Source organism: Priestia sp. JSM ZJ58 (assembly GCF_044383985.1).
GTDB classification, from domain to species: Bacteria; Bacillota; Bacilli; order Bacillales; family Bacillaceae_H; genus Priestia; species Priestia zanthoxyli.
On record NZ_JBISEM010000005.1, the window covers coordinates 40,846 to 54,975 of the forward strand.

A 14,130-nucleotide genomic window follows, 5' to 3' on the forward strand; every position below is an offset into this window, starting at 1 on the left:
TCCTTTGTAAATAAACCTATGTTTATTGTATGGAAAAAAATGATATCTGTAAACCTTAGCAGGATTTAGAGGAATAAGACGAGAAATATGTTGAATACGCTTACAATTATACTATAAGAGGAGAGTAGATTTTATGAGTACTTATACATTAACCGCTTTTGAAAAGACTGGAGAAAAATTAATAGATGAAAGCTTCGAAGCAGCTTCTGAAACAGAAGCAAAGACAATCGGCACCAAAAAGTTAGAAGAGCTTGCCTACTTAGAAAAAACACATCGATGCGTTAGCTCTAGCGGAAAACTTGTATTATTTCATCGTTAATACAAAACGCCGGAAAGGTTTAGCTTTCCGGCGTTTTATATTACTTTACAGCTTCTTTTAGTTCTTTACCAGCTTTAAATGCCGGTACTTTTGATGCTGGAATTTGCATTTCTTCACCCGTTTGAGGGTTACGGCCTGTACGAGCAGCACGCTCGCGTACTTCAAATGTACCGAAGCCGATTAACTGAATTTTTTCACCTTCACCTAGCGTTGATGAAATTGTTTCTAGTAATGCGTCAACTGCTTTAGATGCATCTGCTTTTGTTAACTCTGATTTTGTTGCCACTGCGTTTACTAAATCTGTTTTGTTCATTTCCAATCACCTCATTAGTTTCTACATTATCTTGTGTTACCACTGTTTTGCAACTTTTAAACATGCTCTATCAATATGATAGACAAAAATATTGGCTTTTAAACTAGTTCACTTAATTTTCGGAAATATCTTTTTCACTTTGATTAAAAACAGGCGCTCGCTTTTCCAGAAACGCACGTACACCTTCCTTATGATCCGAACTTTGGCTCATAGCAAACTGACTTCTTTTCTCAAGCGCAAGCACTTGCTTTAATTGTGAAATAGATGTCTCCACATAAATTCGCTTTGTTTCCTTCAAAGCACGTGAAGGTTTTTTTAGCCAATATGAGAGATAATCTTCTACACGCTTCGCCAAATCTCCTTCTTTTATTTCATCAATTATGCCAAATTGATGAGCTTCCTCTGCTTTTAATGTCTTTCCTTCCCAAATCAGCTGTTTCGCACGATGAGAACCGATGCGCTTTTCTAGTAAAAAGTGACCGCCTCCGTCTGGAATTAGAGCAATGCCGATAAAGTTCATCGCAATTTTCGTGTGTCTTTCTGCAATAATATAATCAGAAGCAAGCGCAATGCTGAGCCCTAGCCCTGCTGCCGCACCGTGCAGTACACTTATCGTCATTTGAGGCAGGCTGTATAAAGTCAGCACGGCTTCATTAATTAAATCCATCACCTGCTCAAAACGTTCTGATTGTGAAGGTGACATCATCATATTAATATCTCCCCCTGCTGAAAACACTTTTCCGTTTCCTTTTACTACTAAGAAGTCCACTTCACTTTCTTCGACAACTTTTAAACATTGAATAAACTGCTCTAGCACTTCTTCGTTTAATGCATTTAACGCATCCGGCCTGTTAAACGATATTGTGGCGACACGTTCTTGCAAAACTAGTTCTACTACTTTTAATTCGACGGTCATATTTACTCACCCTTTCTGATAATGATTGAGGACTTGTTCACGAAGCGTACGTTTTAAAAACTTTCCGACCGTTGTCTTTGGGATTTCATCCATAAATAAAATGTCATCTGGAAGCCACCATTTTGTGAACTGCGGCGCTAAAAATTTGAGCAGCTCTTCTGACGAAACGACACCTTTATATGCATCTTTTAACACGACACAAGCAACTGGACGCTCTTGCCACACCTTATGAGGGACTGCTATGACACAGGCTTCGAAAACAGATTCATGGGCAATCAGCGCGTTTTCTAGATCAACCGATGAAATCCATTCTCCTCCGCTTTTAATTAAATCTTTTGTTCGGTCTACAATTTTGATCGTTCCCTCTTCGTCAACCGTCACAATATCTCCCGTATACAGCCAGCCGTCTTTAAACGTATCTTCTGTTCTTTTATCCTTGTAATATTCAGAAGCTACCCATGGCCCCTTTAGTAATAGCTCACCCATTTCCACTCCATCCCAAGCAACTTCTCCATTTTGACCTATTACTTTCATTTCAACGCCAGGAACTAAGAAACCTTGCTTCGCTTTTACGCTGAGCTGATACTCAGGGTCTTCGCTGTACTGATAGCTTTTTAAGCGGGAGACGGTTACAACAGGGCTTGTTTCCGTCATTCCGTATGCATGCATAAATTCAATTTGATATTTTTCCTGAAATTCTCGAATGACGCTTTTTGGGGCCGCTGATCCGCCGCATAAAATAGCCCGCAAACTATCAACTGCGTAAGGCTTTTTTTCTAACTCTTGTAAAAAATTTAACCAAACGGTAGGTACTGCTGCAGCAAGAGTTACTCTCTCTTGTTCAATGAGAGAGGCAATCGTCTCTGAGGTACAAAAAGCGCCCGGCAGCACGAGCTTTGTCCCAAACCAGACCGCAGCAAAAGGAATTCCCCATGCATTTACATGAAACATTGGAACGATAGGCATAGCGGTATCACCTTCTGATAATCCAGCACTATCAGCAAGTCCTAGCGCCATACAGTGTAAATAAATAGCGCGATGAGAATATACAACGCCCTTTGGCTCTCCTGTAGTAGCAGAGGTATAACAAAGGCCTGCTGGTTCTTCTTCGCTTAAATCTTGAACAAAGGAATGCGATGCATCCCCTTGCTGAATCCAATTTTCGTAATGATACACTGGCAACTCTGTTTCTGGCAGCTCACCTTCATCTGACATAAGGATATAGGCTTCAACATGTGGAAGCCTTTGATGAATGCTTTCAAATAAAGGTAAAAAGCATTCATCAAGTAAAATGACTTTATCGCGTGCATGGTTAATGATGTATACAATTTGCTCAGAATCTAACCGGATATTAATTGTGTGAAGCACAGCGCCTATTCCCGGTACAGCAAAATAAGCCTCTAGATGTCTATGATGATTCCATGCAAACGTTCCGACTCTTTCTCCTCGCTTCACTCCAATTCGTTCTAGCATACTAGAGAGCTGCCGAGTCCGTTTTATTAACTGATTATAAGTTAAACGTTGAATCCCTTTTGAAGATTTAGAAACCACTTCTTTTTTACCAAACAGCTTTTCAGCTCTTTCCATCATAGATGGTACGGTTAACTGTACATTCATCATTAAGCGGCACCTCGCATCGTCATAATAAGAAAACGCTTACAACTTTCTTATATATTCAACAGATTCCGACATTTCCCTGCTGAAAATAAAAAAGATCACTAAAAAGTGACCTTTTTATTTCCTAAACAATTCATCTAAAATCTTGAGTTTCTCTTGCGTATAGTGCTCGAATCCATCGTTGTACGATTTTGGGTCTTTTGGATTCGCAAACCTTGTAATAATGCCTGTTTCTGGATGCACGAACTTACTGGATGCCCCGCACCCAAGGCCAATAATCGTCTGCTTTTCTTCCATGATCATAATATTGTACAGGCTCTCTTGACCAGGGAATGAATATCCAACGTTCTCTAAATTACCTAAAATATTTTTTTGGCGATATAAATAATAAGGTTCATATCCTTGTTCTTGAGTCCACTCAGTCGCTAAATCCATCATTTTACCAATTTCATAGCGATCTGCTACTTTGTATTTCCTTTTATTTTGAGTCATTTCAGACGCGCGTTTAAACGATAGCGTATGAACAGTTAAAGATTCAGGAAGCAATTTTTTAGATTCGTCTAGCGTATGCTGAAATTCTTCTACACCTTCATTTGGAAGCCCAATAATTAAGTCCATGTTAATGTTATTCATCCCCATTTTTCGAGAAAGATGAAATTTATCAATCGTTTCTTCAACTGTATGATGACGTCCAATAGCTTTTAAGGTTTCTTGAATATAAGACTGCGGATTTACACTAATCCGGTCAATATTCCATTTGTTCAAAACAGCTAGCTTTTCTTCCGTAATCGTATCGGGTCTTCCTGCTTCTACCGTAATTTCACGGATATTTTGTACATCAGGGAACGATTCATACATCTCTTCATACAGCATGTCCATTTCTTCAGCGGTAATGCTCGTTGGTGTGCCTCCGCCATAATAGACGGTTGTAATCTTGACGTCATTGTCTTTTAACCATTTCCCTACTTCACGCATCTCATAATGCAAGCCGCCTAAAAATGACGTAACGGATCCTTGACGTCCGTTAATCGCATAGGCTGGGAATGTACAGTATGCACACTTCGTCGGACAAAACGGAATGCCTATATAAATGCTTACCTCGTTCTTTAACTCATGTAAATCGGGAATAGCTGCTAGTTGACGATCCACAATATGCTGCATTAAATTAATTTTGTCATTAGTGATTAAATATTCTTCCTTTAGCTCACGATGTGCTTGTTCTTTACTTTTGCCTGACTGCAGTTTCATATGAAGCAACTTCGTTGGACGTATACCGGTTAAAATACCCCATTTTTGAACAATGTTTGTATACTCCTGTAACACAGATAAGTAGACGCGAAGCACCACATTTTTTATTTGCTTAAATTTTTCTTTTTCTGTTTCATACGGCGTAAACGATTTAGAAAGCTCTTCTGTAAACACCTTGTCCGTTGCAGCATCATGCAGCACTGCTTTCGCATAAATTTCTTCATGAACTTTTAGCTCTACTTCGACCTTCAGCTGAGCTTCGTTATCATCCTCAAAGGAGACGTTGCTTTCTTCAAAAAACAAATCTGAAATTCGGTGAAGCGGACGTAAAAAACGCTCATCTTCTATACCTTTTATATAAATGTTCAATATAATCACCTTTCAAATCAATTCTATCTAAGTAATCAGTTTACAAAACCTACGTATGTCCGGTCAAGGTGCTCAGCTCAAGGGAATATGCGGACAGGAAACAAACGGAAAAAGAAATTGAACCATAATTACATTAATTCAACCTACAGACGAACAAATGGGACAAATAAGCTCATATGAATTGCTTGTTACACTTCTGTTGATTTACGCAGGAGTCTTCGCCTTGCCCTTCAATCAACAGTTAGAAACAGCTACATACGTGAAGCTGACGTTTATCCTACCAATGAAAAAAATCCGAACGAGTTGGATTCTTCGTTCGGATTTCCCTTCAACTAACATACTTTTATTTATTTTAAACGAAAGCTGTCAATTTGATGAAGATAACCAAGACGCTGCTGCTTTCTAAATAATTCTTTCACCATATATGCTACACCATTTTCATTATTAGAACGAGTAACCCAATCCGCAAGCATTTTTAATTCCGTTGGTGAATTACCCATGGCCACACCCATTCCCGCGTGTTCAATCGTTTCTACATCATCATAGCAATTTCCAATGGCTACTACGTCTTCCATCGGTATCCCTAGACGATTTGCTACATAACGAACGCCGGCAGCTTTTGTGGCTCCTTTTGGCGTAATATAGCATCTATTTTCATTTGGATACGAAAACCATTCAATATCCGGAACTGCACTGGCAATTGTTTGCTCAGCGTATTCTTTTTCTCTACGATCTGCAAAATACACTTCTATTTTTGGAGTAGAAACAGGTTCATCACGAAGCGTATCTCCTAATGAATCTACGAACTGCACGGGATAAAAGAGCGGTTCTCCCGTTTTTAACACGCTTTTAGCTACAATATTATTAGGAAGCTTTACACGATTTCCAATTGAAAACCTTTCATGCAAAATGCGGACATGACAATTAAAATTTTCAAAAAGCTGAATGAGATTAAATGTTTTTTCCTCGCTAATTCTCTTATCTAGTATCGGTTTGTCTATCGATGTTCCGATAAAGGCACCGCTATGAGTAATGAGCATTGCTGGATGAACTTTAAGCGATCGAGCAATTTTTTTAGCAGACGGAAAATGCCTGTTTGTTACTAATGTAACGTAAACCCCTTTATTTTTCACAAATTGAATTGCGTCTTTCGTTTCTTTTGTAACGCGCCCTTGGCTATTTAAAATGGTTCCATCAATATTCAACGCTAGCAATCGATAAGCCATATGAGAACCCCTTCTTTCATAGATGTCTAATCCGTTAGGATACGGTTATAAATGACCTTTTCATGATAGTCGGCATGTGTAGCCTTGTTACTAAGCTTATGAGCAGAACTGCACAATTAGAAGGAATTTCCGCATAAAAAAAGAGGAAAAGATTTCTCTTTTCCTCTTTTCTCTATCTCTTATTCAGCCGCACCGTAAAGTTCTTCAAGTGGCTTCATGATAATTTTGTTTAATTCACCAATTACCATGCTCATACGTTGCTCAGCTTCCATTAACTTCGCGATATTTTGATCTTGTTGAACGATTGCAACTGTTTGTTGAGCTTGCTGAACTTCTTCTTCAGTGATCTCTTGGCCCATCATTTGCTTTTGTTGCAGCTCCATTTGCATTGTACGGAAACGCTCAAATAATTGTTTTGAACCTTGATCAGCGTTTACTGCTGCATATAAGTTTTTTAAGTTTGTGTAATCGTCGCTTTGACGAATTGCTTTTTCTAAATCATTTGCTACATCATGTAAGTTTACAGACACGTTAAGTTCCTCCTAATTCAGTTCTATAATTTCTTGACTTCCCTAACTATAACAAATTATTATATAAAATTCAGCTTAAGACCTTTATTTTCTCAGAAAACGATAAATTCTCTTCACAGATTGGGCTAATTCCTCATAGTATATATCAGCATTCGCCTACTAAAGGAAAGAAAAAGAGGATTCGTTTATGAATACTTTTACCATTTCTCTAAAACCACTAGAGAACCATATGAGCGACGACATTTACATTAGTTCTGCTCTGTTCTCACGTGTGAAATGCAAGCACGAGTTTACGTTAACAGTAGGCTCCATCACGAAAGAAGTCAAAGCCACTGTTTTTCAGCATCGAGAATGCTGCTTCATGATGTCGGAAGCTCTATTTGCAGACTTTTGCTTTCCGTATGAAACGCATCAGCTGAGAGGCATTTACGAAGAGAACACGTTTAGGATGGGACCCGTGATTAGCATCGTAACAGAAGTTCGAGAAGATGAAGAACCCTTTGGCTCCATTTCTGTATTTTGTAAGGAATTTGTTCAAGCTTGCAAGGAGTTAGGGTGTTTTTGCTATGTGAGCAAATTGAGCGACGTGAAGTCATTGTCCCCTAAAGGATATGTTTATCGCGGTGATCGATGGGTTTATTCAGACGTTCCCTTTCCGGGAATCGTACACAACCGGATTCATGCCAGGAAAACCGAGCAAAGCGCTGATTTTCAAACCTTTAAAACATTTTTGAAAGAGCATGACGTTCCTTTCTTTAACGCACGCTACTTAAATAAATGGACGGTTTTTCAACAGCTTAAAGATGTTGTACACTTGCTTCCATATTTGCCAAAAACGTATCAGCTTCGTTCACGTCAAGATCTTCTTGACGCTTTGGAACTTCATGACGATGTTTTTCTGAAGCCTGTTCATGGTAGCCAAGGAAAAAATATTTTTAAAATTTCAAAGAAAGAGAAGTATATTTTAGACTATACAACGTTTACACAGACGTATGAAAAAGAATATGAATCTCTCTATGACTTATTTGAAACGCTTTATAGTCAATTAAAAAGGCAAGGATTTCTCATCCAAGAAGGAATTTCACTGCAGACATACAAACAGTGCCCTTTTGATTTCCGCATTCTCTGTCATAAAAAAGACGACTTGACGTGGAAAATCACGTCCATTGTCACGCGTGTATCAAAACCCGGCAATTTCGTCTCAAATCTTGCTCGTGGAGGGGATATTCATCCTCCTCAGCAAGTTTTAACTCAGCTCTATGATTCAAAAACGACGCGCCATATCCTTTCACTTTTAAAAGAGATTGCGATTGAAATTTGCACACAGCTTTCTCACCCGTCTGAACTTTATGCAGAATTTGGTATTGATTTAGCGATTGATCAAGAAGGAAAGCCTTGGATTATTGAAGTAAATGTCAAACCTTCCAAACAATTAGATTCAAGCGCTTCCTCTGTTCGTCCCTCAACAAAAGCACTGCTTGATTATTGTCTGCATGCAACGAATTTTCAATTTGCCAAGGAGGATTTACGATGATTTCATTAGGCTTTTTAACGATTCACCCACAGCAAGAAGTGGAGTATGTGACCGAAATTGCTAAACATGCTTCTGAGTTTTCAATTGAAATATACCGTTTTACTCCTTTTAACATTCATCCTAACACCGAAAATATTGAAGGCTTCCGCTACGATTTACAACAAAAGAAATGGATAGAAGATTCCTTTTTACTTCCTTCGTTTATTTACGATCGCTGCTTTTATCGAAAAGACTCGCTGTCTAATAAGGCTCGCCCTATTGTAAACTGGCTTAAACAGCGGGAAGATGTTACATTTTTAGGCCATGGATTGCCCAATAAGCTAGATGTCTATGAAGCCATTAAAAAAGATAGCTATTTATCTTCATATATTCCTCCTACCACTCCAATCGAAAGTGTAGAGCAGCTTGTTCAGCTGCTTCGAACAAATGATAGCCTAATGATTAAGCCTGCCAACGGTTCACAAGGTAAAGGAATTGTGAAATTAAGACAGCGTGGACGTGAAATTGAAGCTTCTTATCAACAAAATGACATTGTAAACACCATTCTATTTTCCTCTTTTCAGGAGTTTAAGAACTGGTTTACGAAAACGACCCGTGATGTATTGTATATTGCTCAGCCCCATATTTCATTTTTCCCTTATGAGCGCACTCCTTTTGATATAAGACTGCTATTACAAAAAGGAAACGATGGTGCTTGGAAAGAAATTGGAAGAGGAATTAGACAAGGTGAACGAGACTCCATCGTAACAAATGTAAGTTCAGGAGCCTCTATTGTACCTTTTGAGAACTTGCTGCCTCGCATCCCTCGCGTTCACCGTCAATATGTAATGGATGAAATCAACACCATTTGTAAAACGATTCCGTCCGTGCTGGAAAATCATTTTCCTTCTCTTTTTGAATTAGGTATTGATTTATGTATCTCGAGAGACTTCAGCATCTGGATTCTAGATTTAAATTCGAAACCAGGAAGAAAAATCGTAATGGAGACAGCTCCTGAACAAAAAGAAGTCATGTATAAAAATGTCCTGTCTTACTGCATCTATTTAGCTAACACACTATCGTATCGTAAGGAGTAATGCTATGAAAAAAACTCTTACTCGCCTTGTTGTAGTAGAGCAGCTAGGATGCGATCTTTCTGTTCCTGCATCTCTTTACAAAGACTCCTTGAAACAAGCAGCTTTTGGAACAATGACAGCTCCATGCCTTATACAATCTTCAGAATGTGAAGAAATTCAGATTTCAGCTGAGCTAATGACAAAACTGCAAATTCCTTTCGCTCATATGATGCACCCTATTATTGTGAATGAGACCATTCACTTAGGACCTTTAATTGGTGTGTTATCAGCTGGTTTTACTGGTTCTCTGCTGCGGCCAATTGGAAAGCGTTCCCTTCACTTAGCTAAACTTCTTTCTACTGCAAGTATAACAGGGGGACTTCCTTTTATTTTTGGAACTCATCATATCAACTGGGAAACCGGGACCATAAACGGCTATTTTTACGAAGAAAGCGGCTGGACACAGCATGAAGTCCCGCTTCCTAACGTTGTATATAACCGTTTGCCAAATCGAAAAACAGAGGGGTTAGCTCCTTTTAAGTTCATTAAAGAAAAGATGATGACTGATTACGGCATTCCATTTTTTAATCCTGATTTTTTCAACAAGTGGGAAATTCATGAGCTTTTAAAACTGAACGAGCAGACAGCCTATTTGTTACCTTACACGGTTGAAAGTCCTTCGTGTGAGCAAATAAAAAAACTTCTGCTTCTTCATCAAACCGTTTATTTAAAGCCGAAAAACGGAAGCTTAGGCCGCGGCATTTATACCCTATCTTTTAAGGATTCCATGTACACGCTGACTTACAAAGGAGAAAAAGGTCTTCATGTTCAAGAAAAAGAAACCTTGGAGGAACTATTATCAGAATTTGAATATTTACTTACTAATCCTTCATACATTGCTCAGCAAGGTATTTCATTAATCAAAAAAGAAAAGCGCTGTGTAGACTTTCGCGTGCATACGAATAAAGACGGGAATAACCAATGGGTGCTTACTGCTCTAGCTGCTAAAGTAGCCGGTCCCAACAGCATCACTACGCATCTTGATTACGGCGGAGAAATTGAAGCTACAGCCAAAATATTCACTAACCCTTCTTACAAAAAAGAAATTGAAAATAAGCTAAAAGATGCCGCTATCTCAATTAGTCATATACTTGAACAGGAGTTGAACGGATTAATTGGAGAGCTTGGATTCGATTTTGGAGTGGATTATCAAGGAAACGTGTGGCTGTTTGAAGCTAACTCTAAGCCCGGTCGCTCTATTTTTTCACACCCTGCCTTACGAAAAGCAGATCAACAAACTAGAAAACTTTCTCTAGAATATGCGATTTACTTATCTGGATACTATCTAAATACACCTGAAGGCATCAGCATATGATTACAATTTACTATCACAAAGAAAAGCAGCAGTGGTTTCATAATAATCCTTCAGCATCTTACACATGGGGAGTTCAAGAAATTGAACTTCCCTTTACTCAAAGCATTTCTCCTACTCAAGCTTTTCTTCGTTTAAAAGGAGAAAAAGCAGGTCCTATTGTGGGAGTTTTAACGAACAAAGCTGTTTTGGAAAAACTGAATGTAAAACAGCGTCCTTTATTAGAACTCTTACATCATACCCTGCAAGAGAAAGGCGGGCTTCTTGCTTTATTCGCTGAAGAAACAATGTCTCATCACTTCTTTGAAGGGTATTGCTTTGACGGGGCAAAAAAGCAGTGGATCAAAACAACTTTGCCGCTGCCAAACGTTATATATAATCGTTATCCAGGAAGAAAATCAGAAACCAAAAAGCTGAAATCTTTACACAAAAAAATAAAAAGCAGGCACATCCCCCTTTTTAATTCCGCTTTTTTTTCAAAATGGAAAGTGTATCAGTTATTTTCAAAACATCCACTATTATCTTCTCACCTTCCTAAAACCTATCGTTTAACACCAGAAATTGATATTGCTAAGCTTCTGCAAAAACACTCTTCTCTTTATTTTAAGCCTATTAACAGCAGTAAAGGCGCTGGAATTTTCCGATTATCTTCCGATAAGCATACGATTATTTATCAAGATCATACACGCAAAGAAGAATTTTCTTCTTTACAAGCAATTGACCTTCCCAGGTCTGCTTATCTCATTCAAGAAGCAATTGAGACGCAGCCATTCAAAGACCGGCGCTATGACTTACGTATTTTAGCGCATCACAAAGATAGCCGGTATGTTATTAGCGGCGTCGGTATTCGACATAGTCCCTATCACTCCATTACAACACATACGTTAAACGGCGGAAGCATTTCACCTTCTCAAGATCTTGAAGATGAAGTAGATACTTCCTTTCTTTCGTCTTTTGTAAATACGTGCGGGCAAGTCCTTCAAAAGTCCTTCCCTCTCATTGAAGAATTTTCTCTTGATATGGCAAAGTCAGTCCAAGGTCATTATTATCTGTTTGAAGTGAATGCAAAACCGATGATTTTTGATGAAACAGACATTCAAACGCAAGGTGCTAAACACATATGCAACATATTTTACAAATTAACAAAATTTTTAGATTAAATGATTTTTCATCTCCTTTTCTCATGGTAAGCTTATAATAACTACTTGAGAAAGGAGATTTTCTTTATGGTTGCACATTTTCAGGTTAAACCACTGTATCAAAATAATCGAATGCCGGGCTGGCACATCTCGTTTTATATGAATCGGGTTTATTACGAGGCTGATTATTTAAAAGATGGACAAATTGTATGGAAAACTGCGCTTTCTAATCAAATAGATGAAACACAATTAATTGATTATATTCATGAGCTTATGCTTTTTCACGTTTATGAATAGTAAGCTTTCACCGAAGGGAACGAGCACAGATGAAACAGCTGCACACACTATTTGGGGATAAAATGATTAAGGCTAAAATCCCTTCTCAATTTGAACGATACAAATGGTTTTCATGTGATGAAGGCTTCATTGGAATTGAACACACGGCTTTGTCTCAAAAAGAGCAGGCATTACTTTCTGCTTTTTTAACGCCTTATGATGAGGAAGTTTCTTTCCTGACGCCAGAACAATTGTATTGGTCAAACCTGTTATTTAAAGCACCTGAAAAAGTCATTCACTCTCATCATACGCACCATTCTTTTCGCTTTACCCAGTTTTTAATTAAACGTTTGTTTGAACAAAAAATAGAGTTTGAAAATGCGCTTCACGCCTTGTATTCTACCTCGATTACTGTGTTGTGGATTGATAAACAATCAGGTATCGTTATCGAAACCTTTGATGATCCTAATGACTTAACTGAAAATTTATCAGATTCTATCGAGGTGCTATGTCATGATTTTGAAACTTCAATTCAGTTCTTTGAAGGACAAATTCACTTTTTTCCGTCTTCACCGCGATTAATTTTTGAGCGTGAAAAGAAATGGTTTTATCAAATTAAGCATACAGTCGAACAAAACCATGTTATCCATTTTACCGACGTTTTACCCCATTTGGTTCTGCAAGAGTCTTCAGAGGCAATCCAAAATCATATGATACATTTACTTGACTTAGTAAAAGATGATGGAGATCTTTTAGAAACGATTAAAGTTTATTTAGAATGTAATTTAAACGTATCTCTTGCTGCTAAGAAATTGTACATGCATCGCAACAGCTTGCAGTATAGAATTGAGAAATTTATTGATCGCACACACCTTGATATCAAACACTTCACGGGAGCTGTGTCTGCTTACTTAGCTATTCTTGCGTTAAAAAATTCGCAGGATAAAAAATAAAATGAAAGGGTTTTCGTAAATAGTGCACGAAAACTCTTTCTTTTTTTTGTGCATGTTTGCCATTTACCGTTTCATTAAAAAAAATTACACTAGAGTTAAGAAAACGGTTTCACAGAGTACATACAAGGGGGAAATGGAAATGGCTGAATTACGTTTAGAACATATTTATAAAATGTATGATAAAGATGTGACGGCGGTAAAAGATTTTAACCTTCACATTCAAGATAAAGAATTTATTGTATTTGTTGGGCCTTCAGGCTGCGGGAAATCGACAACGCTTCGTATGGTTGCAGGGCTAGAGGAAATTTCCAAAGGTGATTTTTATATTGACAGCAAGCGTGTAAATGACGTTGCTCCAAAAGATCGCGATATTGCAATGGTATTCCAAAACTACGCATTGTATCCGCATATGAGCGTATATGACAACATGGCTTTCGGCTTAAAACTTCGTAAATTACCAAAAGATGAAATCGAACGCCGCGTAAAAGATGCCGCTCGTATTTTAGGACTTGAGCAATACTTAGAGCGCAAGCCAAAAGCATTATCCGGCGGACAGCGTCAGCGTGTAGCTCTAGGTCGTGCAATCGTTCGTGATGCTAAGGTCTTCTTAATGGACGAACCTTTATCAAACTTAGACGCGAAATTACGTGTGCAAATGCGTTCTGAAATTGCGAAGCTTCACCAGCGTTTGGGTACAACGACAATTTACGTAACACATGACCAAACCGAAGCAATGACAATGGCTTCTCGTCTGGTTGTTATGAAAGATGGGATTATCCAGCAGGTTGGTACACCAAAAGAAGTATATGAAAAACCTGAAAATGTATTTGTAGGCGGGTTTATTGGTTCTCCTGCTATGAACTTCTTAACCGGAACGTTAAAAGACGGAAAGGTTCAAGTAGGCGATTCTCTTCTTGCAGTTCCGGAAGGTAAAATGAAAATACTTCGCGAGCAAGGATATTTAAATAAACAAATTATTTTAGGCATCCGTCCTGAAGATTTCCATGATGAGCCTGTATTTATTGAATCTTCACCCGGCACAAAAGTTACCATTAAAGTCGATGTATCCGAGTTAATGGGAGCTGAAACCATGCTTTATTCTAAACTTGGCGGACAAGATTTTGTAGCACGCGTAGATTCAAGAACAGATATTAAACCGCTTCAGTCTCTAGACTTAGCATTAGATATGAACAAAGCACATTTCTTTGATGCAGAATCTGAACAGCGCATCCGTGCTGAACACGAATAAAAAAGACCCTTAGG

14 protein-coding genes are annotated in these 14,130 nt (G+C 38.3%); 8 read left to right on the plus strand and 6 right to left on the minus strand.

What is annotated here, in order from left to right; translation table 11 throughout:
- The first annotated feature begins 133 nt into the window (after positions 1-133).
- Positions 134-319 (plus strand): YhzD family protein, encoded by a 186-nt coding sequence (locus ACH6EI_RS25050; RefSeq protein ID WP_028412560.1) that lies wholly within the window; start codon positions 134-136, stop codon positions 317-319.
- Positions 320-359: 40 nt separating this feature from the next.
- Here ACH6EI_RS25050 and ACH6EI_RS25055 read toward each other — a convergent pair whose 3' ends face one another.
- From ACH6EI_RS25055 to ACH6EI_RS25080, 6 genes are all read right to left on the minus strand, one after another.
- Complete coding sequence (locus ACH6EI_RS25055; RefSeq protein WP_013055305.1) at positions 360-632, minus strand: HU family DNA-binding protein; 273 nt, start codon at positions 630-632, stop codon at positions 360-362.
- 112 nt (positions 633-744) lie between these two features.
- A complete protein-coding gene (locus ACH6EI_RS25060) occupies positions 745-1,548 on the minus strand; it encodes an enoyl-CoA hydratase (RefSeq protein ID WP_028412561.1) in 804 nt (267 codons plus the stop codon).
- Between the two features lie 6 nt (positions 1,549-1,554).
- Positions 1,555-3,168 (minus strand): long-chain fatty acid--CoA ligase, encoded by a 1,614-nt coding sequence (locus ACH6EI_RS25065; RefSeq protein WP_098112847.1) that lies wholly within the window; start codon positions 3,166-3,168, stop codon positions 1,555-1,557.
- 114 nt (positions 3,169-3,282) lie between these two features.
- Positions 3,283-4,785, minus strand: coding sequence for a coproporphyrinogen III oxidase (locus ACH6EI_RS25070; protein ID WP_176521409.1), 1,503 nt, complete (start codon positions 4,783-4,785; stop codon positions 3,283-3,285).
- Positions 4,786-5,129: 344 nt separating this feature from the next.
- On the minus strand, positions 5,130-6,008 hold the full coding sequence (locus ACH6EI_RS25075) for a Cof-type HAD-IIB family hydrolase (protein ID WP_028412564.1): 879 nt from the start codon (positions 6,006-6,008) through the stop codon (positions 5,130-5,132).
- Between the two features lie 179 nt (positions 6,009-6,187).
- On the minus strand, positions 6,188-6,538 hold the full coding sequence (locus ACH6EI_RS25080; RefSeq protein ID WP_013055299.1) for a YlbF/YmcA family competence regulator: 351 nt from the start codon (positions 6,536-6,538) through the stop codon (positions 6,188-6,190).
- Positions 6,539-6,725: 187 nt separating this feature from the next.
- Here ACH6EI_RS25080 and ACH6EI_RS25085 point away from each other — a divergent pair, with 187 nt between their 5' ends.
- The 7 genes from ACH6EI_RS25085 (at position 6,726) to ACH6EI_RS25115 (ending at position 14,116) form a co-directional block, all read left to right on the plus strand.
- Positions 6,726-8,072 (plus strand): YheC/YheD family endospore coat-associated protein, encoded by a 1,347-nt coding sequence (locus ACH6EI_RS25085; protein ID WP_047751684.1) that lies wholly within the window; start codon positions 6,726-6,728, stop codon positions 8,070-8,072.
- Positions 8,069-9,148, plus strand: coding sequence for a YheC/YheD family endospore coat-associated protein (locus tag ACH6EI_RS25090; protein WP_028412566.1), 1,080 nt, complete (start codon positions 8,069-8,071; stop codon positions 9,146-9,148). The genes ACH6EI_RS25085 and ACH6EI_RS25090 overlap by 4 nt, the downstream gene beginning before the upstream one ends.
- A 4-nt stretch (positions 9,149-9,152) precedes the next feature.
- On the plus strand, positions 9,153-10,502 hold the full coding sequence (locus ACH6EI_RS25095) for a YheC/YheD family endospore coat-associated protein (protein WP_047751686.1): 1,350 nt from the start codon (positions 9,153-9,155) through the stop codon (positions 10,500-10,502).
- Positions 10,499-11,659, plus strand: a complete 1,161-nt coding sequence (locus ACH6EI_RS25100) for a YheC/YheD family endospore coat-associated protein (protein WP_098112845.1) — start codon at positions 10,499-10,501, stop codon at positions 11,657-11,659. The genes ACH6EI_RS25095 and ACH6EI_RS25100 overlap by 4 nt, the downstream gene beginning before the upstream one ends.
- A gap of 66 nt (positions 11,660-11,725) precedes the next feature.
- Positions 11,726-11,935, plus strand: a complete 210-nt coding sequence (locus ACH6EI_RS25105; protein ID WP_028412569.1) for a YheE family protein — start codon at positions 11,726-11,728, stop codon at positions 11,933-11,935.
- A 29-nt stretch (positions 11,936-11,964) separates the two neighbouring features.
- On the plus strand, positions 11,965-12,867 hold the full coding sequence (locus tag ACH6EI_RS25110; RefSeq protein ID WP_028412570.1) for a PucR family transcriptional regulator: 903 nt from the start codon (positions 11,965-11,967) through the stop codon (positions 12,865-12,867).
- A 139-nt stretch (positions 12,868-13,006) separates the two neighbouring features.
- Entirely contained in the window at positions 13,007-14,116 is a 1,110-nt protein-coding gene (locus ACH6EI_RS25115) for an ABC transporter ATP-binding protein (protein ID WP_025752961.1), read from the plus strand.
- The last annotated feature ends 14 nt before the right edge of the window (positions 14,117-14,130 follow it).

What these genes read in the sequence shown, in the direction of transcription:
- ACH6EI_RS25050 (WP_028412560.1), top strand. Translation starts at nt 134, where the DNA reads ATGAGTACTTATACATTAACCGCTTTTGAAAAGACTGGAGAAAAATTA.
- ACH6EI_RS25055 (WP_013055305.1), bottom strand. Translation starts at nt 632, where the DNA reads ATGAACAAAACAGATTTAGTAAACGCAGTGGCAACAAAATCAGAGTTA.
- ACH6EI_RS25060 (WP_028412561.1), bottom strand. Translation starts at nt 1,548, where the DNA reads ATGACCGTCGAATTAAAAGTAGTAGAACTAGTTTTGCAAGAACGTGTC.
- ACH6EI_RS25065 (WP_098112847.1), bottom strand. Translation starts at nt 3,168, where the DNA reads ATGATGAATGTACAGTTAACCGTACCATCTATGATGGAAAGAGCTGAA.
- ACH6EI_RS25075 (WP_028412564.1), bottom strand. Translation starts at nt 6,008, where the DNA reads ATGGCTTATCGATTGCTAGCGTTGAATATTGATGGAACCATTTTAAAT.
- ACH6EI_RS25085 (WP_047751684.1), top strand. Translation starts at nt 6,726, where the DNA reads ATGAATACTTTTACCATTTCTCTAAAACCACTAGAGAACCATATGAGC.
- ACH6EI_RS25090 (WP_028412566.1), top strand. Translation starts at nt 8,069, where the DNA reads ATGATTTCATTAGGCTTTTTAACGATTCACCCACAGCAAGAAGTGGAG.
- ACH6EI_RS25095 (WP_047751686.1), top strand. Translation starts at nt 9,153, where the DNA reads ATGAAAAAAACTCTTACTCGCCTTGTTGTAGTAGAGCAGCTAGGATGC.
- ACH6EI_RS25100 (WP_098112845.1), top strand. Translation starts at nt 10,499, where the DNA reads ATGATTACAATTTACTATCACAAAGAAAAGCAGCAGTGGTTTCATAAT.
- ACH6EI_RS25105 (WP_028412569.1), top strand. Translation starts at nt 11,726, where the DNA reads ATGGTTGCACATTTTCAGGTTAAACCACTGTATCAAAATAATCGAATG.
- ACH6EI_RS25110 (WP_028412570.1), top strand. Translation starts at nt 11,965, where the DNA reads ATGAAACAGCTGCACACACTATTTGGGGATAAAATGATTAAGGCTAAA.
- ACH6EI_RS25115 (WP_025752961.1), top strand. Translation starts at nt 13,007, where the DNA reads ATGGCTGAATTACGTTTAGAACATATTTATAAAATGTATGATAAAGAT.